Genomic DNA, 20,265 nt, shown 5'->3' on the forward strand with positions numbered 1-20,265 from the left:
CGGGTTTTTTTATGGCCGGCAGTGCACCGGGCATAAAAAAACCGACCCTAGGGTCGGTTTTTTGAACAGCACCAGATTACTGAGCAGCGGAAGCAGCAGCCGGAGCGGAGGCTTCAGCAGCAGCCGGAGCCGAAGCTTCCGGAGCAGCAGCCGGAGCGGAAGCTTCAACGGCCGGAGCGGAGGCTTCTACTTTCGGAGCTTCTTCTTTCTTGCCGCAAGCGGACAGAGCAACGGCGAGCAGGGCAGCAACGAGGAGCGACTGTTTCATTTTTAAGACCTTTGACTTTAAGTAATGAGAACAATTTTTCAGCAAAAATCGCTCCTGGCTAACCGGAAGCGACTGAAATTTTTCAGTGGGCAAATTGTAGCATGAAAAAAACGGCTGTACAGAGGGCACGGTCGGCAAAACCCCAACAGCACCATGAATTTTTTCTTGCAGTGCAGCAAACGGCTCCAAACAAGGGTTTTCCCACCTAGCAATTCGCTTCCGAACCAGCATTGAGGCAAAACAACCAATATCATGTTGCAATCATGCAACACTGTCGGCGATATGCCAAAACCCTGACAAATAGCCCTCATAGAGAACATCGGTCATCGCATCCGAAAATGCCTGCCCTGCCAGCTTGCGGGCGTTGGCGAAGCGTTGCCAGTCCGCCACGTCGGCTGCGTCGACCTCCAAGCGCTCGCCGTTGCAGTACAGCGCTTCGCCACGGAACAGTATCTGGCTCTTGGCGTCGAGCACCACCCCGGCCAGGGCCGCCTGTGCGGCAAACTCGTCGAATTCGAGCGGCTCGTCTGGCGCATCGTAAAACACATGCGGCTTGGGCTCGGTCAGGTAGTGGCCGAGGAAATCGCCCACCGTGTTGCCATCCCACTTGATGAGCTGCAGCATGCGCTCGACCTGGGTCACCATGGCGTCGCTGATGGCGGCGGGATCGGCCGTCTGCGACTGGAGGTCGGGATCGGCATAGCGGCCATCGAAGCAGGCCCGGTCCTGCAGGTATACCAGGAACTGGGTGGTCAGCTCCTGAACCGAAGGCGCCCTGAAGCCGATGGAGTAGGTCATGCCCGGCTCCAGCGCAACACCGTAATGGGCGTAGCGCGGCGGCAGGTAGAGCATGTCGCCGTGCTCCAGCACGAACTCCTGCTCCGCCTCGAAGTGCTCCAGCACCTTGATCGGGGCATCCTCGATGAAAGCCTCATCCTTCTGGGCGGAAATCTGCCAGCGCTTCTGGCCGCCGACCTGCAGCAGGAACACGTCGTAAGAATCGAAATGGGGACCGACCGTGCCGCCGGGGGGGCCGTAACTGATCATCAGGTCGTCAAGGCGCGCGTACGGAATGAAGTTGAAGCGCCACAGCAGTTCGTCGATATGCGGCACGTGGTGATTCACGTTCTGCACCAGGATGGTCCAGTCGCTGGCCGGCAGGCGCTTGAAGCGCGAGGGGCGGAACGGACCGCGCTCCAGCTTCCAGCGCCCCTGGTTGAATTCGATCAGGCGCGACTCGACATCGTCCTGCATAGCCAGCTCGGCCAGCCAGTCGAAATCGACGTGCGGTCCGACCTCCTTGAGCGCGCCACGGATCAACAGGGGCTTCTTGTGCCAGTATTCTTTCAGGAATTGTTCGGGCGTGATGCCGCCCAGGAGGCTCAGGGGAGTCATGGCAGTTTCTCGGTTAGCGGGTGCTGCAATGGTTTACAATACGCTTCAGGCGGTACCGCCCAGCATCTGTTTGCTGCAGGCGCAGGGAACGCTAGGCGTTCCGCGCCTGTCGAATTTATCTATTTATTGCACGGACAACTCTCATGCAAATCGCCAAAAATACCGTCGTTACCCTCCACTATGAGATGTTCGACGCTGACAATACCCTCCTCGACAAAACCGAGGAGCCCATCAGCTATCTGCACGGCGGCTACGACGGCATCTTCCCGCTGGTGGAAGAGGCACTGCAAGGCAAGGCGGTCGGCGACTCCATCGACGTGAAGATGGAGCCGGATGATGCCTTCGGCACGCCGGAAGAAGAGCTGGTCCGCGTCGAACCGCTGGACGTGTTCCCGGCCGACGTCGAAGTGGGCATGATGTTCGAGGCCGACGATCCGGAAACCGGCGATGTTCTGCTGTTCCGTGTCACCGACATCGCCGACGGCAAGGCCGTGGTCGACGCCAATCACCCGCTGGCCGGCCTGACCATCCGCTTCGTCGCCAAGGTGGTGGAAATCCGCGCCGCCAGCGCCGACGAAGTCAGCCACGGCCACGCCCACGGCGAACACGGCCACCACCACTGATCCCGGGCGGCCTTCGTGCCGCCTGCTTCAGCGCCGGAACCGGAGCAAGCCCAGCAGGGCGACGCCGGTTCCGATCGCCTGCCTCACCTCGTATTCCTCATGATGCTTCGGCCAACCTCGCACGGCCGCAAACACCATCACCAGCAGCAATAGCCCGCTCAGCACCAGCAGCAGCCGTTCCGTCACCCTCGCCGGCCATCCTTGCGGCCAGGCATGGTGCAGCGCCAGCCGCATCACACCCCAGCCCAGCAATGCCCCGGCCAGCACATCGAGCGGCCAGTGCACCCCGATCGCAAGGCGCGACCACCCGACCAGCGCCGCAGCCACGATCAGCAATGCCGTACTCCAGCGCCCCGCCTTCGGGTCGGCGCTCCAGGCCGTTGCCAGCAACGCCGACGCCATGGCATGACCGGAAGGAAAGGATCCGTTGCGCGGCAAGGCATCCAGCAACTGCACCGTTCCCGCCGGCAGAACCAGTGGCGGGCGCGGCACCGCGAAGAAAGCCTTGAGCAAGATCGCCAGGAGGATCGCCAAGAACGACCCCGCGATCAGTGCCGGCAAGCGCTGAGGCTGGCGCCAGGCGAGCGGCAGCAACAACGCGATCACGGTTTTCCAGTCGCCGAAAACGCTGGCGAGACGCCAGAACGCCCCCGGCAGCCGGCGGGCCGATTGGTGCAAAAACAGGAAGAGGTGCTGGTTCCAGTCGGGCCATAGCGCCAGCGTGACGGCCGGCAGCACGAGCAGCAGCGGCCACAGGCGGCAGGCCCGCTGCATCATCAGGTTGCCCTGCGCCCCAGCGTCACCCGGTCGAGCCCCGCCAGATCGGGCAGGGTCTCGACCTCGGCCAGACCGACGGCGTGGAACAGCGCACGCACGGCGTCGCCCTGGTCGTAGCCGTGCTCGACCATCAGCCAGCCGCCCGGCAGCAGCCGCTCAGGGGCACCGGCGGCGATTTCGCGCAGGCAGCTCAGCCCGTCGTCTTCGTCGGTCAACGCCCGGCGCGGTTCGAAGCGCACGTCGCCTTGCTCCAGATGGCGATCCGCCGCGGCGATGTAGGGCGGGTTGGACACGATCAGGTCGAAGACCGCGGCCGGAGGCAGCGGAGCATACCAGCTACCCTGGAAGAACGTCACCGGTGCCATCAGCCGCGCCGCGTTCTGGCGCGCGATCGCCAGCGCGGCGTCGGACACGTCCACCGCGCTCACCTGCCAGTGCGGTGCCTCCAGCGCCAGCGTCACCGCGATCGCACCGGATCCGCACCCCAGATCGACCACCTGTGCCGGGCTTCGGCCAACCCTGGCCAGTGCCGCCTCGACCAGGTGCTCGGTTTCCGGACGCGGGATCAGCACCGCCGGCGAGACCAGGAACAGGCGGCCGTAGAATTCGCGCTCGCCCAGCAGGTAGGCGATCGGCTCGCCACTCAGACGCCGTTCGGCCAGCGCGGCAAAGGCCGCCTCCTGCACCGGGCTCAGCTCCAGCTCGGGATAGCCGACCAGCTTGGCCGGGGTGAAGCCGGTCACCTGCATCAGCAGCAGCCGCGACTCCAGTCGCGGCAAGGGATAACGGCGCAGGGCTTCGTCGATGGTCATGATGGGCTTACAGCAGCAACAGGGTCGCCAGACCGAGGAAGATGAAGAACCCGCCGGAGTCGGTGCAGGCCGTGATCATCACGCTGGAGCCGACCGCCGGGTCCTTGCCGAATTTTTCCATGGTCAGCGGGATGTACACCCCCATGGTCGCGGCCAACATCAGGTTGAGGGTGGTCGCCGCCACCATCACCAGGCCCAGCGCCAGGTTGCCGTACAGGGCCCAGGCCAGCAGGCCCAGCACGCTGCCCCACACCAGCCCGTTCATGGCGCTGACGCCCAGCTCCTTGCGCCACAGCCGCGCCGCCTGCCCGGGTTGCAGCTGCCCCATGGCCAAGGCGCGCACGATCATGGTGATGGTCTGGTTGCCGGAATTGCCGCCGATGCCGGCGACGATCGGCATCAGCGCGGCGAGCGCGACGATCTTCTGGATCGACCCCTCGAACGCGCCGATCACGCGCGAGGCGACGAAGGCGGTGCACAGGTTGATCGCCAGCCAGGCCCAGCGGTTCTTCACCGAGTCGATGACCGGGGCGAACAGGTCTTCCTCTTCCTTCAGACCGGCCAGGTTGAGCACTTCGCTTTCCGACTCTTCGCGGATCACGTCGACCATCTCGTCCACGGTCAGGCGGCCGATCAGCAGGCCCTTGTCGTCGATCACCGGCGCCGTCACCAGGTCGTAGCGTTCGAACGCCAGCGCGGCGTCGGCGGCCTCTTCCTCGGGATGGAAGGTTACCACCTCGGTAGCCATCACCTCCTGCACCTGGGCGTCCGGGTCGGAGACCAGCAGCTTGCGCACCGGCAGCACGCCCTTGAGCACGCCCTCCTCGTCGGTCACGAAGATCTTGTCGGTGTGCGACGGCAGTTCGTCGAAACGGCGCAGATAACGCAGCACCACCTCGCAGCTGACGTCGGCGCGGATCTTGACCAGCTCGAAGTCCATCAGCGCGCCGACCCGGTCCTCGTCGTAGGACAGCGCGGACTGCAGCTGGGCACGCTCCTGCTCGTCGAGGCTGCCCATGACCTCGTACACCACCTGGCGCGGCAGGTCGGCGGCGAGATCGGCCAGTTCGTCGGTGTCGAGCTGCTCGGCGGCGGCCACCAGCTCGTGCTGCTCCATCGACTCGATGAGGGTTTCCCGCACCGCGTCGGAGACTTCCAGCAGGATTTCGCCGTCTTGCTCGGCCTTGACCAGATCCCATACCAGCAAACGGTCTTCGAGCGGCAGCGCCTCCAGAATGTGGGCGACGTCGGCGGGGTGGAGCTGGCTCAGCTTGTGCTGCAGTTCGACCAGGTTCTGCTTGTGAACCAGGTTCTCGACCAGGTCGTGCTTTTCCATCTCCTGGCGATGGACCAAGTCTTCGACCAGCCGGTGGCGCTCGATCAGGCGCTGCACCTGGCTCAGGTTTTCCTGCAGACGATCAGTGGGTTGTTTCTTTTCGACAACCGTCATGCACGCCTCCTTCCGCCTCAGCGGAAGTGCACGCGCACTGCGGTCCTGAAGGCGGGGATTATTCGATAATAGAGTAACGGGATTTCGTTACAGGATAACTGGGTAAGTCCATGCGTTAATGCCGTGCGCGGCACGGCCAAACGAAAAGAAAGGCGGGATTCTAGCACGTGAAGGCCCCGGGTTCCAGCCGGAAACCCGGGGAAAGCACGCCGGATCAGGGCAATTCGGCGTAGGAAAGGCGGCGCTGGATGATATGCGCCTTGCGCGCCAGGCCGCGCGCTCCGCGGTGCTCGTCGTAATAGCGCGGATTCGGCACCATGGCGGCCAGTCTGGCGGCTTGCGACGCGGACAGGTTGCTGGCTGCGGTGCGGTAGTAGTAGCGGGAAGCCGCCTCGGCGCCGAACACCCCGTTACCCCATTCGATCACGTTAAGGTAGATCTCGAAGATGCGCCGCTTGTCCATCACCGCTTCCAGCATCACCGTGATCATGGCTTCTTCCAGCTTGCGCCAGGGGGTCTTGTGTCCGGACAGGAACAGGTTCTTGGCCAGCTGCTGGCTGATGGTCGAGCCGCCGGCGACAATCTTGCCCCGTTTCATGTTCTTCTCGAAGGCACTCTCGATGCCGTCCCAGTCGAAGCCCTCGTGGTCGACGAACTTGGCGTCCTCGGCGGCGATGATGGCGCGCTTGAGGTTGGCCGAAATGCGCTGATACGGCACCCACTTGTGGTGCAGCTCGGCGTCCGGGTTCTCTTCCTGCAGGCGCGCCAGCTGCTCGTTCATGAAGGCGCTGGCGGACGGGTTGTTGGTGCGCCAGTACAGCACGTGCCCGAAAATCCACAGGTTATACAGCACAAGGGCGGCCACCAGGGCCGCCCCGATCTTGAGCAGGAGACGCATCAGGCCAGCACGTCTCGCAGCATGTTGGTGACCTTGCGGGTTTCCGGCTGCACGCCGTGCCAGATCGAGAACGATTCGGCGGCCTGCTCGACCAGCATGCCCAGGCCGTCGGCCAGCATGCCGGCGTTTTCCGACTGGGCACGCTTCAGGAACGGCGTCAGGCCCTTGCTGTAAACCATGTCGTAGGCCAGGGTGCGGGCGGTGAACACGCCGTACGGGACCGGCGGCAGCTCGTTGCTGAGGCTGGTCGAAGTGGCGTTGATCACCAGGTCGAAGGTCTTGCCTTCCAGTCCTTCATAGCCGGTGGCGTTGATCTCGCCCCAGGCGGCAAACTGGTGCGCCAGCGCCTCGGCCTTGATCAGGGTGCGGTTGGCGATGGTCAGCGCGGCCGGCTTCTGCTCCAGGATCGGCGCCAGCACACCGCGCACCGCGCCACCCGCGCCCAGGATCAGCACGCGCTGACCGGCGATCGGGAAGTCGAGGTTTTCCACGATGTCGCGCACCAGACCGACGCCGTCGGTGTTGTCGCCGTAGACCTTGCCGTCGCGGAAGGTCAGGGTGTTCACCGCCTCGGCGGCGCGCGCGCGCGCGGTCAGTTCGGTTGCCATGCGATAGGCGTTGCCCTTGAACGGCAGGGTGACGTTCATGCCCTTGCCGCCCGCCGCGACGAACTCGGCGACGACCTGCTCGAACTTGTCGAGTTCGGCGAACAGCTTCTCGTACTGGATGTCGAGCTGGCAGGCGCGGGCGAACTCCGTATGGATGAACGGAGACTGACTGTGGGAGATGGGGTTGCCGATGACGGCGTAACGGTCGGTCATGATTCTGCTTTCTCGATATTGCTCAACGACGGCCAATACGCTTGCAGCGCGCGGCGACGTCATTAATGGTAATTCTTTCAACTCTGCACTTTGCCGCGAAGCCCGACAAACATCAACCATTTATCCCTGAATCCAGGGCAAACCACGCCCTTTCCAACCATTGATCCGGCCGCGGTGCTGCTCGCCGTCCTTGTCGCCCTCGAATCCTTCCAGCACGTTGTAGACCGTGGCGTAGCCCGACGCCGTGGCCAGGCGTGCGGCTTCGTCGGAGCGGGCACCGGAACGGCACAGGAACAGCACGACCTTTTCCTTGTCCACCTGCTGCATCAGCTGATTGGCAAAATTCGGGTTGGGCACCATGCCGGGAAAGCTGCGCAATTCGATGCGCAGGGCGTCGGGCACCACACCGACGAACTGCCATTCGGCCTGGCTGCGCACGTCGACCAGCACCGCCTCGGGAATGCCCTGCAACAGTTCATACGCCTCATCCGGCGTCACCGCGCCGGCATAAGGCAACCCTTGGGAACTGCCGCGCTCGCCGGCCCGGTGCAGAATCTCGTTGATCTTGCTCATCATCACTCTCCTTGCAAGGGGATTACATTATTTGTTTACAGTGATTATCGGGAAAGCCCCGCTCCGGCGCAAACCATGCCGTATGCACCAATATCGAGCATGGCAATAATGTGACGCACCAAACCGGAGCCTGCCATGGCACGTGCAAGTCCGGCGAGGCTTGTGCCACAATGGGCAAGCCCGCCGGAACGGGCTGGCACGCTTCCTGCTAGTTTTAGTCGCAAACCCTTAGTACAACGCATACTCTGATGCACGTAGCCCAACAGGAGAACACCATGGCGGTTGCAGACGTTTTGAAACTGATCAAGGACAACGACGTCAAATTTGTAGATCTTCGCTTTACCGATACCCGCGGTAAAGAGCAGCACGTTTCCATCCCGGCCCACGTCGTCCTCGATGACGGCGAAGAGTGGTTCGAGCACGGCCACGCTTTCGATGGCTCCTCGATCGCCGGCTGGAAAGGCATCCAGGCTTCCGACATGCTGCTGATGGCCGACCCGGCCACGGCCAAGATCGACCCGTTCTACGACGAGCCGACCGTGTTCATGTCCTGCGACGTGATCGACCCGGCCGACGGCAAGGGCTACGACCGCTGCCCGCGCTCCATCGCCAAGCGCGCAGAAGCCTACCTGAAGGCATCCGGCATCGGTGACACCGCCTACTTCGGTCCGGAACCGGAATTCTTCGTGTTCGACTCCGTGACCTGGGGCGCCGACATGTCCGGCTGCCACGTCAAGATCCAGGCTGAAGAAGCTGCCTGGGCGTCCGCCGAACAGTTCGAAGGCGGCAACATGGGCCACCGTCCGGGCGTGAAGGGCGGCTACTTCCCGGTTCCGCCGGTCGACTCCTCGCAAGACCTGCGTTCCGCCATGGTGCTGCTGCTGGAAGAACTGGGCGTGCCGGTCGAAGTGCACCACCACGAAGTGGCTACCGCCGGCCAGAACGAAATCGGCACCAAGTTCAGCACCCTGACCCAGCGTGCCGACTGGACCCAGATCCTGAAGTACGTGGTGCACAACGTGGCCCACAGCTACGGCAAGACCGCCACCTTCATGCCGAAGCCGATCGTCGGCGACAACGGCTCGGGCATGCACGTGCACCAGTCGATCTGGAAAGACGGCGTGAACCTGTTCGCCGGTGACGGCTACGCCGGCCTGTCCGAAACCGCCCTGTACTACATCGGCGGCATCATCAAGCACGCCAAGTCGCTGAATGCGATCACCAACCCGGGCACCAACTCGTACAAGCGTCTGGTTCCGCACTACGAAGCGCCGGTGAAACTGGCCTACTCCGCCAAGAACCGCTCCGCCTCGATCCGTATCCCGCACGTGGCCAGCCCGAAAGGCCGTCGTATCGAAGCCCGCTTCCCGGATCCGTTGGCCAACCCGTACCTGTGCTTTGCCGCGCTGATGATGGCCGGTCTGGACGGCATCCAGAACAAGATTCACCCGGGCGATGCCGCCGACAAGAACCTGTACGATCTGCCGCCGGAAGAAGACAAGCTGATCCCGACCGTGTGCGCCTCGCTCGATGAAGCCCTGGCCGCGCTGGATGCCGACCGCGAGTTCCTGACCCGTGGTGGCGTGTTCTCCAACGAGTGGATCGACGCTTACATCGAACTGAAGATGCAGGAAGTGAACCTGACCCGCATGACCACCCACCCGGTGGAATTCTCGATGTACTACAGCCTGTAATTCACGGCCCGTACTCGAATCGAACGGCAGCCTCGGCTGCCGTTTTTTGTTTTTCTGCCCTGCTGCACGACCCGCCGGCTTATCCCCATGTGACGGATGACGCGGATTTGCTTATGATGAAATCACCTATCAGGATAGACCATGCAGGTTTCCCCCCACCCATGAAGACCATGATTTTCGGCCTGTTGCTGGCGTGCAGCCTGGCGCAGGCGCAGACCATCTACAAGTACGTCGACCCCAGCGGTCACGTCACCTTCTCGAATACCCCGATGAAAGGCGGCGTGCCGGTGAAATTGTCGCCGTTGTCGACGTATTCGAGCGAGGAGGCGAAGCCGAGCAGCTCGGCGCCGACCACCACCCCCAGCACGCCGCCCTTCAGCAGCGGCCGCTATCCCAACGTCGACAACGCCACCCAGCAGCAGCGCGACAACGGCCGGCGCAAGATCCTGGAACAGGAGCTGGCCAACGAGCAGAAGGCACTGGTCGAGGCCCAGAAGGCGCTGGAGGAAGGCCGAGCCACTCGGCTTGGTAACGAGCGCAACTACCAGAAATACCTCGACCGGGTGCAGCAACTGCAGAACCAGGTCACCGAGCACCAGAAGAACGTGGAAGCCTTGCGGCGCGAGTTGGGGCAGTCCGCTTCCAATGCACCAAAATAAGGCATAGCATCCCGGTAAAGAGGCTTGGGTCCGCTTGCCGCGCTGGCGTGGATATTGCTATACGGATAGCGGACACACTCTTCACGACCGGATTTCCATGACACCATCCAGCTTTGCCGGACTCGAACTGCTCGACACCCCGGTGCTGATCGTGCGGACCGACGGTTCGCTCGACTACGTCAATCCCGCCAGTGAAAACCTGTTGGCACTGGGACGGCGCGAACTGCTGCGCCATCAACTGACCGGACTGTTCCAAAACAGTGCAGCGCTGAAGCAGGCGCTGGATACCGCGTTCAAGAACAACGTCAGTTTCATCGAACACGACCTCGAACTGAAACTGCTGCACAACGAGCAGCCGCTGCACGTCGCCCTGTCGATCACGCCGATCGACAACGACGGTTCGCGCGCGCTGGTGGAGCTGCGCCCGCTCGACCAGCAGCTGAAAATCGCCAACGAAGAACGGCTGCTGCTGCAGCAGCAGGCCAACCGCGAACTGATCCGCAACCTGGCGCACGAGATCAAGAACCCGCTGGGCGGCATCCGCGGCGCGGCGCAACTGCTGGAGCACGAGCTGGGCGAACGCGACGATCTCAAGGAATACACCGAAGTCATCAAGGAGGAGGCGCTCCGGCTGCAGTCGCTGGTGGACCGCCTGCTGGCGCCGCATCGCCGCCACGTCTCGAGCGAGATCAACATCCACGAGGTGCTGGAGCGGGTGCGCAGCATCGTGCTGGCCGAATACCCGCAGGGGCTGATCATCTGGCGCGACTACGACATCAGCCTGCCGACGCTGGTGGCGGACAAGGAGCAGCTGATCCAGGTGGTGCTCAACATCACCCGCAACGCCATCCAGGCGATGAAGGGCAAGGGCGAGATCATCCTGCGCACGCGCGTGGCGCGCCAGGTCACGCTGGCGCGCAAGCGCTACACCCTGGCACTGAAATTGCAGATCATCGACAACGGCCCGGGCATTCCGGAAGAGATCCGCGACCACATTTTCTACCCGCTGGTCACCGGGCGCGCCGAGGGCACCGGCCTCGGCCTGACGCTGGCACAGGCCTTCGTCCACCAGCACGGCGGCAGCATCGAGTTCGAGTCCCGCCCGGGCTGCACCTGTTTCACCGTGATGCTGCCGCTGGGCACCTAGCCTGCCGGCAGCACGCGACAAATACACCGAGAGGGACACCATGCATACAAACCCGGTCTGGATCATTGACGACGACAAGGCGATCCGCTGGGTCCTGGAAAAGGCCCTGGCACGCGGCGGCATCGGCTTCGAGAGTTTCGCCAGCGCCGACGATGCGCTCAACGCGCTGTACGACGCCAGCCCGCGCGTCATCATCAGCGACATCCGCATGCCCGGCACCGACGGGCTGAAGTTCCTGTCCCGGGTCAAGCTGGAACATCCCGAGATACCGGTCATCATCATGACCGCGCACTCCGACCTCGATTCGGCGGTGGCGGCCTTCCAGGGCGGCGCCTTCGAGTATCTGCCCAAGCCGTTCGACGTCGACCAGGCCACCGCGCTGATCGAGCGGGCGCTGGCGGAGACGCGCGGCCCCTCCGAGACGCCGAACGGCGAGGAGGAGATGCCGGCCTTGCTGGGCCAGGCCCCGGCGATGCAGGACGTGTTCCGCGCCATCGGCCGCTTGAGCCAGTCGAGCGTGACGGTGCTGATCACCGGCGAATCTGGCACCGGCAAGGAGCGCGTGGCCGAGGCGCTGCACCGTCATTCGGTGCGCGCCAGCAAGCCGTTCATCGCGCTCAACACCGCCGCGATCCCGAAAGACCTGCTGGAGTCGGAACTGTTCGGCCATGAGAAGGGCGCCTTCACCGGCGCGCTGGCGTCGCGCCGCGGCCGCTTCGAGGAGGCCGAGGGCGGCACGCTGTTTCTCGACGAGATCGGCGACATGCCGATCGAGCTGCAGACGCGCCTGCTGCGCGTGCTGTCGGACGGGCACTTCTACCGCGTCGGCGGCCACACCCCGATCAAGGCCAACGTGCGCGTGATCGCGGCGACGCACCAGAACCTGGAGGAGCGGGTCAAGAGCGGCCAGTTCCGCGAGGACCTGTTCCATCGCCTGAACGTGATCCGCCTGCGCCTGCCGCCGATGCGCGAGCGCAGCGAGGATATCCCGATCCTGACGCGCTACTTCTTGTTGCGCAGCGCCAAGAACCTGGGGGTGGAGCCAAAGCGCCTGTCGGACGCGGCGATGGAACTGGTACGCCATTACCCCTTCCCCGGCAACGTGCGCCAGCTGGAAAACCTGTGCCAGTGGATCACGGTGATGGCACCGGGGCAGACGGTGGAGCTGAGCGACCTGCCGGCCGACATCCGCGACCCGGCGCTGCACCCGGTGCTGGAAGCCGGCGGCGAGGCCGCGGCCGGCCCGGCCACGGTGTTCGGCGGCGACTGGATGAAGGGCCTGGCCGACGAGGTGGCGCGCCGCCTGCGCGCCGGCGAGATCGGCATCATCGACGACCTGACGCGGCGCTTCGAGGAGACCTGCATCCGCAGCGGCCTGGCGCACACCGGCGGGCGCAAGGTGGAGGCGGCGCACCTGCTGGGCTGGGGCCGCAACACGCTGACGCGCAAGATCCAGGAGCTGGGCATGGAAGCGGCACACGGCGAGGAAATGAACCACGGCTGAGCGCCCTCGCCCATCCCGACCCCGCAATGGGAAGTTTCCCCTCACCGCCCGCCGTCAGTACCGCGGGCGGTTTTGTTTGCCAGGCAGACTACAACACCGTCAGCCCCGGTAGCGTGGCGAAGCTGGTTTCGCGCACCGTGGCGAGGAAGTCCTGCATGTAGGCGCTCTGGGCGTCGTCCTCGCGCAGCGCGGCGTAGAGTTCGCTGTTGAGCCCGGCCGCACCGATCGGCCGCGCCACCACGTAGCCGCGCTCGAGGTAGGGCTTGACTGCCCAGAACGGCAGCGCCGCCACGCCGCGCCGGCTCGCCACCAGCTGGATGATGGCGATGGTGAGTTCGCTGGTGCGGCGCGCCGGGTTGACGCCGGCCGGTGCCAGCACCTTGCGCACCAGCTCCAGCATGTCGTCCGGCACCGGGTAGCTGATCAGCGTCTCGCCGGCGAAGTCCGCGGCCGACCAGCTGCGCCGCTCGGCGAGCGGATGGTCGCGCGCCATGATCACCACCATCTCGTAGGAGAACAGCGGCTGGTGCACGATGCCGGGCTGCGCCTCGGCCTCGGAGACGATGGCGAGGTCGGCGCGCTGCGTCAGCAGCAAGCCGACCGGGTCGGCATGAAAGCCCGACACGATATCGAGCTCGACCGCCGGCCAGTGCTGGCGGAAGGTATCCATCGCCGGCATCAGCCAGTCGAAACAGGTGTGGCACTCCACCGCCACGCGCAACTCCCCCGCCTCCCCCTGGCGCAGCCGCATCAGGTCGCGCTCCGCCGCTGCCACCTTGCCCACCAGCTCGCGCGCCAGCGTAAGCAGCCGCTCGCCGGCCAGGGTGAAGCGCAGCGGCTGGCTCTTGCGCTCGAACAAGGCCAGGCCGTAGTGCTCCTCCAGCTGCTTCAACTGGTGCGACAGCGCCGACTGCGTCAGGAACACGCGCCGCGCCGCCTGAGACACGCTGCCGGTTTCGGCCAACGCCAGCAGGGTCTTGAGATGGCGGATTTCCAGGGCACTGTTGTTCATGAATGAAATCGATACAAAACGTCAAAATAATGAGTTTGTATCATACAGCAAAACCGCTCATGCTTGGCTCCAACGATTTTCGATTCTGCCTTTGACTTCCCTATCGATGACAAGCCTGCTTCAGTAGGCGAGCGAGCCAAAACAGCTTGAGCGTCGCCAGCGCACAGGAACCGGAATGGACAGGTAGTCCATGAGGGTTCCGAGCACTGCCGGCGCTCAAGATGTGAAGGCGCAGCCGCCTAATGGAGCAGGCTCCACAGGAGCATTGCCATGACTACTATCCATCTGCTCGGCTTCCCGCGTATCGGCGCCCGGCGCGAACTGAAGCAACTGCAGGAAAGCTACTGGCAGCAGGCCATCGACGAGGCCGCCCTGCTCAAGGGCGCGCGCGAGCTGCGCCAGCGCCACTGGCTGCTGCAGAAGGGCGCCGGCGTCGAGCTGGCGCCGGTCGGCGACTTTGCGCTGTACGACCACGTGCTCGACGCGCAGATCCTGGTGGGCGCCCTGCCCACGCGCTTCGGCTTCGACGCCGCCGCCCTCACCACCGCGCAGTACTTTGAGCTGGGACGCGGCAACGCCCACCAGCCGGCACTGGAGATGACCAAGTGGTTCGACACCAACTACCACTACCTGGTACCGGAATGGCACGCCGGCACGGCGTTTTCGGCCAACCCCGCAGCGCTGCTGGCGCAGCTGGGCGAGGCGCAGGCGCTCGGTCTCAAGGCGAAGCCGGTGCTGCTGGGGCCGCTGACCCTGTTGTGGCTGGGCAAAGTCAAGGGCGCCGCGTTCGACCGCCTCCGCCTGCTACCGGCGCTGCTCGAATGCTACCGCGAGCTGCTGGCCGCGCTAGCCGCCGCCGGCGCCGAGTGGGTGCAGCTCGACGAGCCGATCCTGGCGCTCGATCTTCCCCCCGACTGGCTCGCCGCGTTCGCGCCGAGCTATCAAAGGTTGGCCGAAGCCCCGGTGAAACTGCTGCTGGCGAGCTACTTCGGCAGCGTGGCCGAGCACGCCGATCTGCTGAAAGCCCTGCCGGTGGCCGGGCTGCACCTCGACCTGGCTCGCGCCCCGCAGCAGCTCGACGCCTTCCTCGCCGACTGGCCCGCCGACAAGGTGTTGTCCGCCGGGGTGATCGACGGGCGCAACGTGTGGCGCGCCGACCTCGGCGCCCTGCTGACGCCGCTCGAAGCGGCACGGGCACGACTGGGCGAGCGGCTGTGGCTGGCGCCGAGCTGCTCGCTGCTGCATTGCCCGGTGGACCTGGCGCAGGAGCTCACCCTCGACGTCGAGGTGAAGACCTGGCTCGCCTTCGCGGTGCAGAAGCTCAACGAGCTGAAGCTGCTGAAGCGCGGGCTGCGCGACGGCCGCGACGCCATCGCGCCGGAACTGGCCGGCAGCGACCACGCCCAGTCCTCGCGCCGCGCCAGCCCGCGTATCCACCGCCCGACGGTGCAGGCACGGCTGGCGGCGCTCGCCGGCGGCGGCAGCCAGCGCCACCGCCCTTACCCGCAACGCGCCGCCGCGCAGCGCGCCTGGCTGAACCTGCCCGTACTGCCCACCACCACCATCGGCTCGTTCCCGCAGACCGCCGCGATCCGCGCCGCGCGCGCCGCCTTCAAGCAAGGCGAGCTGGAGGCCGCCGGCTACGACGCGGCGATGCGCCGCGAGATCGAACTCGCCATCCGCCGCCAGGAGGCGCTCGGCCTCGACGTGCTGGTGCACGGCGAAGCGGAGCGCAACGACATGGTGGAATATTTCGGCGAGCAGCTTTCCGGCTACGCCTTCACCCGCTACGGCTGGGTGCAGAGCTACGGCAGCCGCTGCGTCAAGCCGCCGATCATCTACGGCGACGTCGAACGCCCCGCCGCGATGACAGTGCGCTGGGCGGTGTACGCGCAGAGCCTGACCTCGCGTCCGGTCAAGGGCATGCTGACCGGCCCGGTGACGATGCTGCAGTGGTCGTTCGTGCGCGACGACCTGCCGCGTAGCGAGGTGTGCCGACAGATCGCGCTGGCCTTGAACGACGAGGTGCTCGAGCTGGAAAACGCCGGCATCCGCGTGATCCAGATCGACGAGCCGGCCTACCGCGAGGGCCTGCCGCTGAAGCGCGCCGAGTGGCCGGCATACCTGGCCTGGGCCAGTGCGGCGTTCCGGCTCTGCTGCGCCGGTCTCGACGACGCCACGCAGATCCACACCCACATGTGCTATTCGGAGTTCAACGACATCCTGCCCGCGATCGCCGCGATGGACGCCGACGTCATCACCATCGAGACCTCGCGCTCGGACATGGAGCTCTTGAGCGCCTTCGGCGACTTCGCCTACCCCAACGAGATCGGGCCGGGGGTGTACGACATCCACAGCCCGCGCGTGCCGGGCGAGCAGGAGATCGAGAATCTGCTGAAGAAGGCGCTGGCCGTGATCCCGGCCGAGCGGCTGTGGGTCAACCCCGACTGCGGCCTGAAGACGCGCGGCTGGCCGGAAGTGGAAGCGGCGCTGGCGCACATGGTGGCGGTGGCACGCCGCCTGCGCGCCCGCCTCGCCGAAACCGTGGCCTGAGCCGCGCCGCAATATGAACACAGGGCAGCGTCGCCCGACGCTGCCCTGTGTTCATGCCCGAACCGGAGCAGAGTCTACTCGCTGCTGGTCAGCATGCCCGGCGTCATCATGACCTTGAGCCGCACCGACTCGAAACCGTGGCGCTCGCGGTGGTTGAGCCACCAGATCGCCCCCTTCTTCACGCTCCACAGGTCGGGCTGGCCCGACATCAGCTGTGCCGCCAGCCGGCCGAGGTAGGGCTGGTGCCCGACCACGACCACGGTCTTGCCCGGCTCGGGCCAGCCAGCCGCCTCGAGCACGCTCTCCGGCGAAGCGTCGGGATTGATCTCGGGCAGCACTTCGTAACTCTTCATCAGGAAGGCGGCGGTCTGCTGCGAGCGGCGCGCCTCCGACGCCAGCAGGGTGAATTCGCGCGGCAGGCGCACGCGCAGCCACGCCGCCATCAGGTGCGCCTGCTGCTGCCCCTTGCGCGTCAGGCGCCGCGCCAGATCGTCCGCGCCATCTTCGGCCTCGGCGTGGCGCCACAAAATCAGGTCCATGTCGTCCTCCTCGCTCCTTGTCGTTATCGCCCCGTTCCAGCATAGCGCCGGGGCAGGCAGACGGGCAGTGTAACCAGACCGGATGTCAGCTTGGTGTCAACGCGCTTAAAGGTGCATGAAGCCGAGCACGATCGGCACCAGCACCGCCGTCACCAGCCCGTTCAGTCCCATCGCCAGGCCGGCGAAGGCGCCCGCCGTTTCCGACAGCAGGAACACGCGCGCGGTTCCGATGCCGTGCGCCGCAATGCCGGTGGCCACCCCCATCACCAGGTCGTCGTCGAGGCGCAGCCGGGAGAACAGCGGCTTGACGATCACCGCGCCGAAGATGCCGGAGACGATGACGAAGGTCACCGCCAGCGCCGGAATGCCACCGATATGTTCGGCGATGCCGATGGCGATCGGCGTGGTCACCGCGCGCGGCATCAGCGACAGCAGGATTTGGTGCGGCAAGCCGAACGCCGCGCCGAGTCCCACCGCGCTGAGGATGCCGGTGAGACTGCCGGCGAGCAGGGTCAGCGACAACGGCAGCGCGGCGCGCTTGAGCCGCGACAGGTTGTGGTAGAGCGGAATCGCCAGCCCCACCGTGGCCGGGCCCAGCAACAGCTGGATGAACTGCGCCCCCTTCATGTACTCGGCGGGCGAGATGCCGCAGCCCAGCAGCACCGCGATCACCAGCAGGCTGCCGATCAGCACGCTGTTGGTGAGCGGATGGCCATGGGCACGGCGGTTGAGCCACAGCGCCAGGCGGTAGGCGGCCAGCGTCAGGCCGAGGCCGAGCAGCGGCGAGCCGCGCAGCCAGTCCAATGCAGGGGTGACGTTCATGCGGCGTCCCCCCGCCGCCGGCGCGCCAGCAGCAGCTTGAGCAGCACCGCCGGCACCAGCAGCGTGATCAGCGTGGCGCCGGCGAGCGTCGCCAGCAGCGACCAGCCGTGCGCCGTCAGCAACGACCAGTAGACGATCACGCCGGCGCAGGCCGGGATGAACAGCAGCGAGAAATGGCCGAGCAGCTGCGGCACGTGCGTGTTCAGGCTGGCGGGGATGCCCTTCTTCACGCACAGCGTCAGAAACAGCAGCAGCATGCCGAGCACCGCGCCGGGCAGCGGCAAGGCCAGGCTGCGACAGATCAGCTCGCCGGCGAGCTGGTAGCCGATCAGCCAGATCAGGGTTTCGATCACGATTCGATCCAATCAAGGTCAACAGAGGTAACGCCCACTCCGGCAGGCGAGCGGGCCGAAGCCACGGGGGTGCCGCCGAGACATGGCAAGCCTCCTTCAACCTTAACAAAATCACCGCGTCTGCACGACCGCGGGTTAACCCTCGCACGCGACACCCCGTGCCGTGCCGCAGGCGGAAACAGGACAGCGTTCGGCGGCTTTGGCATAATGCGCGCCATGCTTCCGGATACCGCTTGGGCTGCCACGCCCCCCTCCCTGCCGCCGGCCCTGTCGAGCTGCCTGACCGAGCCCGGCTCGCTCACCGAGCGGCTGATGCACTGCGGCCACGCTTTCGCCGTCCGCGTGCTGGCGCAGGGCGACGACCGCGTCCACGCCGACGAGGTGGAGCTGCTCGGGCTGCCCGCCGGCGCCGCGCTCTACGCCCGCCACGTGGCGCTGACGCTGGACGATACCCCGGTGGTGGTAGCGCGCAGCGTTACCCGCCTCGCCTGCCCGGCCTGGCACCCGATCCTGCAACGCGGCAGCCGCTCGCTCGGCTTCACCCTGTTCGGCGGCCACGCCGGCATCGTGCGCGAGCCGCTGGCCTACCGCGAGATCGACGCCTCCCACCCGCTGTTCGCGCTGGCGCAGGCGCACGACCCGGCTTCGGCCAACCTTTACCCCGCGCGCCGCTCGCGCTTCCTGCTGGCAAACACCCCGCTGATCGTGTGCGAGCTGTTCCTGCCGGCACTGGAGAGATTCCTGCCATGAACGCCCGCCTCGCCGACCGCTTCACCGTCTACAGCCAGCTGATGCGCATCGACAAGCCGATCGGCACCCTGCTGTTGCTGTGGCCGACGCTGTGGGGGCTGTGGCTGGCCGGCAACGGCCGCCCCGACGCCCTGGTGGTGACGATCTTCATCGCCGGCACCTTCCTGATGCGCTCGGCCGGCTGCGTCATCAACGACTACGCCGACCGCGACTTCGACGGCAAGGTGGAACGCACCAAGGCGCGCCCGTTCGCGCGCGGCGCCGTGAGCAAGAAGGAGGCGCTGCTGCTGGCCGCCGGGCTGTCGCTGATCTCCCTGCTGCTGGTGCTGCCGCTCAACCCGCTGACGCTGCTCTTGAGCGTGCCGGCGGTGTTCCTCGCCGGCAGCTACCCGTTCACCAAGCGCTTTCTGCCGATTCCGCAGGCGTATCTGGGCATCGCCTTCTCCTTCGGCATCCCGATGGCCTTCGCCGCGCTCACCGGTCACGTGCCGATGATCGCCTGGCTGCTGCTGCTGGCCAATACCTTCTGGACCCTGGCCTACGACACCGAATACGCCATCACCGACAAGCCGGACGACCTCAAGATCGGCATCAAGACTTCGGCCATCACCTTCGGCGACTACGACGTGGCGGCGGTGATGCTGTGCCACGCCGTGTTCCTGGCGCTGATGGTGCTGGTGGGCCAGGAGGCGCACCTGGGCGCCGCCTACTACGCCGGGCTGGCGCTTTCCGCGCTGCTGATGGTGCAGCAGTACTTCGCCATCCGCGGGCGCGACCGCCAGCGCTGCTTCAAGTCCTTCCTCGACAACAACCGCGTCGGCGCGGCGATCTTTGCCGGGCTGGTGCTGGACTTCTTGCTGCGCTGAGTTGTCCGAGTCGGAGAAGGAAAACGGGCCAGACGGCCCGTTTTTGTTGGAAGGTGAGGAGTCAAGTCGGCCAGCACGGCCAGCTCGTCTCCGCCGAGCAGTGGCTCGCGCAGCTGAACCAGTACCAATTCAGACCTCGCCGTTCGCACCTCAAGGAAGGCCTCGACATCGATTTCGTACACGCAGCTGGCAGCATACATATACGGCAGTTTCAACGACGTCAGGATCGGCCACTAGCCGGCATCATCAGCCCCACGGTGTACTTCCATGCGAAGGACCTGTACCTAAATATATGGCTGCCGAGCATGCACGGACCGCCCGGGTACATCAACTCGCCGACGTCACCCTCTACGATTTTGTTCATTCTCCCTCAGTATGAAAGCTTACTTTCCAGCTCATCGGCACGCTGGTCTGTTTTTTCCATGACACAGCGGGAATTGATCACTGTCTCACCACCCAGTTCTTCCTTGCATTCGTTATCACGTTGCCGTATCCAGCTGCGCTGATGTTGACGTAATGCCACTTTGTCAACAGACGAGCTTCCTTTCATCACCGCCTGGTAAGCGCGGTTTAGTCGGGCATCCTGCACAGCCATTTCCTGCTGATAACATACTGAGCGCTGTACATCCTTGCTGCCAGCCCTTTGCACACATAGGCGAAACTCCGCAGAGGGTAAGGCATTCGCACAAGATACAGAAACCATCAGCATTACGGCGACCCAAATTTTCTTCATGGCAAACATCCTTAGG

At 65.2% G+C, this 20,265-nt stretch carries 21 protein-coding genes; 8 read left to right on the forward strand and 13 right to left on the reverse strand.

The window, feature by feature from the left end; translation table 11 throughout:
- Positions 1-76: 76 nt before the first annotated feature.
- The gene (locus FURADRAFT_RS20995) at positions 77-529 is read right to left on the reverse strand and encodes a hypothetical protein (protein ID WP_236261547.1); all 453 of its coding nucleotides are present in this window, start codon (positions 527-529) and stop codon (positions 77-79) included.
- On the reverse strand, positions 530-1,663 hold the full coding sequence (locus FURADRAFT_RS06165) for a ribosomal protein uL16 3-hydroxylase (RefSeq protein ID WP_008953269.1): 1,134 nt from the start codon (positions 1,661-1,663) through the stop codon (positions 530-532).
- Positions 1,664-1,806: 143 nt separating this feature from the next.
- On the opposite strand from FURADRAFT_RS06165, the gene FURADRAFT_RS06170 reads away from it, so the two are divergent.
- On the forward strand, positions 1,807-2,286 hold the full coding sequence (locus FURADRAFT_RS06170) for an FKBP-type peptidyl-prolyl cis-trans isomerase (RefSeq protein ID WP_008953270.1): 480 nt from the start codon (positions 1,807-1,809) through the stop codon (positions 2,284-2,286).
- Between the two features lie 27 nt (positions 2,287-2,313).
- Here the strand turns inward: FURADRAFT_RS06170 and FURADRAFT_RS06175 are convergent, their stop codons facing one another.
- The 6 genes from FURADRAFT_RS06175 to FURADRAFT_RS06200 form a co-directional block, all read right to left on the reverse strand.
- Positions 2,314-3,063, reverse strand: coding sequence for a phosphatase PAP2 family protein (locus FURADRAFT_RS06175; protein ID WP_008953271.1), 750 nt, complete (start codon positions 3,061-3,063; stop codon positions 2,314-2,316).
- Positions 3,063-3,875, reverse strand: coding sequence for a peptide chain release factor N(5)-glutamine methyltransferase (gene prmC, locus FURADRAFT_RS06180; protein ID WP_008953272.1), 813 nt, complete (start codon positions 3,873-3,875; stop codon positions 3,063-3,065). Before prmC ends, FURADRAFT_RS06175 begins: the two co-directional genes overlap by 1 nt.
- 7 nt (positions 3,876-3,882) lie before the next feature.
- Positions 3,883-5,325, reverse strand: a complete 1,443-nt coding sequence (gene mgtE, locus FURADRAFT_RS06185) for a magnesium transporter (RefSeq protein WP_008953273.1) — start codon at positions 5,323-5,325, stop codon at positions 3,883-3,885.
- A gap of 214 nt (positions 5,326-5,539) precedes the next feature.
- A complete protein-coding gene (gene mtgA, locus FURADRAFT_RS06190; protein WP_008953274.1) occupies positions 5,540-6,223 on the reverse strand; it encodes a monofunctional biosynthetic peptidoglycan transglycosylase in 684 nt (227 codons plus the stop codon).
- Entirely contained in the window at positions 6,223-7,044 is an 822-nt protein-coding gene (gene aroE, locus FURADRAFT_RS06195; protein WP_008953275.1) for a shikimate dehydrogenase, read from the reverse strand. Before aroE ends, mtgA begins: the two co-directional genes overlap by 1 nt.
- A 120-nt stretch (positions 7,045-7,164) precedes the next feature.
- The gene (locus FURADRAFT_RS06200; protein WP_236261548.1) at positions 7,165-7,620 is read right to left on the reverse strand and encodes a rhodanese-like domain-containing protein; all 456 of its coding nucleotides are present in this window, start codon (positions 7,618-7,620) and stop codon (positions 7,165-7,167) included.
- Positions 7,621-7,892: 272 nt separating this feature from the next.
- On the opposite strand from FURADRAFT_RS06200, the gene glnA reads away from it, so the two are divergent.
- The 4 genes from glnA (at position 7,893) to ntrC (ending at position 12,621) form a co-directional block, all read left to right on the forward strand.
- Entirely contained in the window at positions 7,893-9,311 is a 1,419-nt protein-coding gene (glnA, locus tag FURADRAFT_RS06205; protein ID WP_008953277.1) for a glutamate--ammonia ligase, read from the forward strand.
- 161 nt (positions 9,312-9,472) lie between these two features.
- Complete coding sequence (locus FURADRAFT_RS06210; protein WP_008953278.1) at positions 9,473-9,970, forward strand: DUF4124 domain-containing protein; 498 nt, start codon at positions 9,473-9,475, stop codon at positions 9,968-9,970.
- 97 nt (positions 9,971-10,067) lie between these two features.
- Positions 10,068-11,117, forward strand: a complete 1,050-nt coding sequence (glnL, locus tag FURADRAFT_RS06215; RefSeq protein ID WP_008953279.1) for a nitrogen regulation protein NR(II) — start codon at positions 10,068-10,070, stop codon at positions 11,115-11,117.
- 40 nt (positions 11,118-11,157) lie between these two features.
- Positions 11,158-12,621 (forward strand): nitrogen regulation protein NR(I), encoded by a 1,464-nt coding sequence (ntrC, locus tag FURADRAFT_RS06220; protein ID WP_008953280.1) that lies wholly within the window; start codon positions 11,158-11,160, stop codon positions 12,619-12,621.
- An 88-nt stretch (positions 12,622-12,709) separates the two neighbouring features.
- Here ntrC and FURADRAFT_RS06225 read toward each other — a convergent pair whose 3' ends face one another.
- Complete coding sequence (locus FURADRAFT_RS06225; protein ID WP_008953281.1) at positions 12,710-13,633, reverse strand: LysR family transcriptional regulator; 924 nt, start codon at positions 13,631-13,633, stop codon at positions 12,710-12,712.
- A gap of 270 nt (positions 13,634-13,903) precedes the next feature.
- Between FURADRAFT_RS06225 and metE the strand changes: the two genes are divergently transcribed.
- Positions 13,904-16,186 carry a 5-methyltetrahydropteroyltriglutamate--homocysteine S-methyltransferase gene (gene metE, locus FURADRAFT_RS06230; protein WP_008953282.1) on the forward strand — a complete coding sequence of 761 codons (2,283 nt, stop codon included), beginning with the start codon at positions 13,904-13,906 and terminating at the stop codon, positions 16,184-16,186.
- Positions 16,187-16,260: 74 nt separating this feature from the next.
- Here the strand turns inward: metE and FURADRAFT_RS06235 are convergent, their stop codons facing one another.
- The 3 genes from FURADRAFT_RS06235 to FURADRAFT_RS06245 all read right to left on the reverse strand — a co-directional run bounded on the left by FURADRAFT_RS06235 (position 16,261) and on the right by FURADRAFT_RS06245 (position 17,900).
- On the reverse strand, positions 16,261-16,725 hold the full coding sequence (locus tag FURADRAFT_RS06235) for a SixA phosphatase family protein (RefSeq protein ID WP_008953283.1): 465 nt from the start codon (positions 16,723-16,725) through the stop codon (positions 16,261-16,263).
- Positions 16,726-16,830: 105 nt separating this feature from the next.
- The gene (locus tag FURADRAFT_RS06240; RefSeq protein WP_008953284.1) at positions 16,831-17,547 is read right to left on the reverse strand and encodes an LrgB family protein; all 717 of its coding nucleotides are present in this window, start codon (positions 17,545-17,547) and stop codon (positions 16,831-16,833) included.
- A complete protein-coding gene (locus FURADRAFT_RS06245; protein ID WP_008953285.1) occupies positions 17,544-17,900 on the reverse strand; it encodes a CidA/LrgA family protein in 357 nt (118 codons plus the stop codon). The genes FURADRAFT_RS06240 and FURADRAFT_RS06245 overlap by 4 nt, the downstream gene beginning before the upstream one ends.
- A gap of 216 nt (positions 17,901-18,116) precedes the next feature.
- Here FURADRAFT_RS06245 and FURADRAFT_RS06250 point away from each other — a divergent pair, with 216 nt between their 5' ends.
- Entirely contained in the window at positions 18,117-18,650 is a 534-nt protein-coding gene (locus tag FURADRAFT_RS06250) for a chorismate--pyruvate lyase family protein (protein ID WP_232503521.1), read from the forward strand.
- Positions 18,647-19,516 carry a 4-hydroxybenzoate octaprenyltransferase gene (ubiA, locus tag FURADRAFT_RS06255; RefSeq protein WP_008953287.1) on the forward strand — a complete coding sequence of 290 codons (870 nt, stop codon included), beginning with the start codon at positions 18,647-18,649 and terminating at the stop codon, positions 19,514-19,516. The genes FURADRAFT_RS06250 and ubiA overlap by 4 nt, the downstream gene beginning before the upstream one ends.
- 370 nt (positions 19,517-19,886) lie before the next feature.
- Here the strand turns inward: ubiA and FURADRAFT_RS20100 are convergent, their stop codons facing one another.
- Positions 19,887-20,249, reverse strand: coding sequence for a lysozyme inhibitor LprI family protein (locus FURADRAFT_RS20100; RefSeq protein WP_160165309.1), 363 nt, complete (start codon positions 20,247-20,249; stop codon positions 19,887-19,889).
- Positions 20,250-20,265 lie beyond the last annotated feature (16 nt).

This window comes from Pseudogulbenkiania ferrooxidans 2002 (assembly GCF_000174355.1).
Lineage (GTDB): Bacteria > Pseudomonadota > Gammaproteobacteria > Burkholderiales > Chromobacteriaceae > Pseudogulbenkiania > Pseudogulbenkiania ferrooxidans.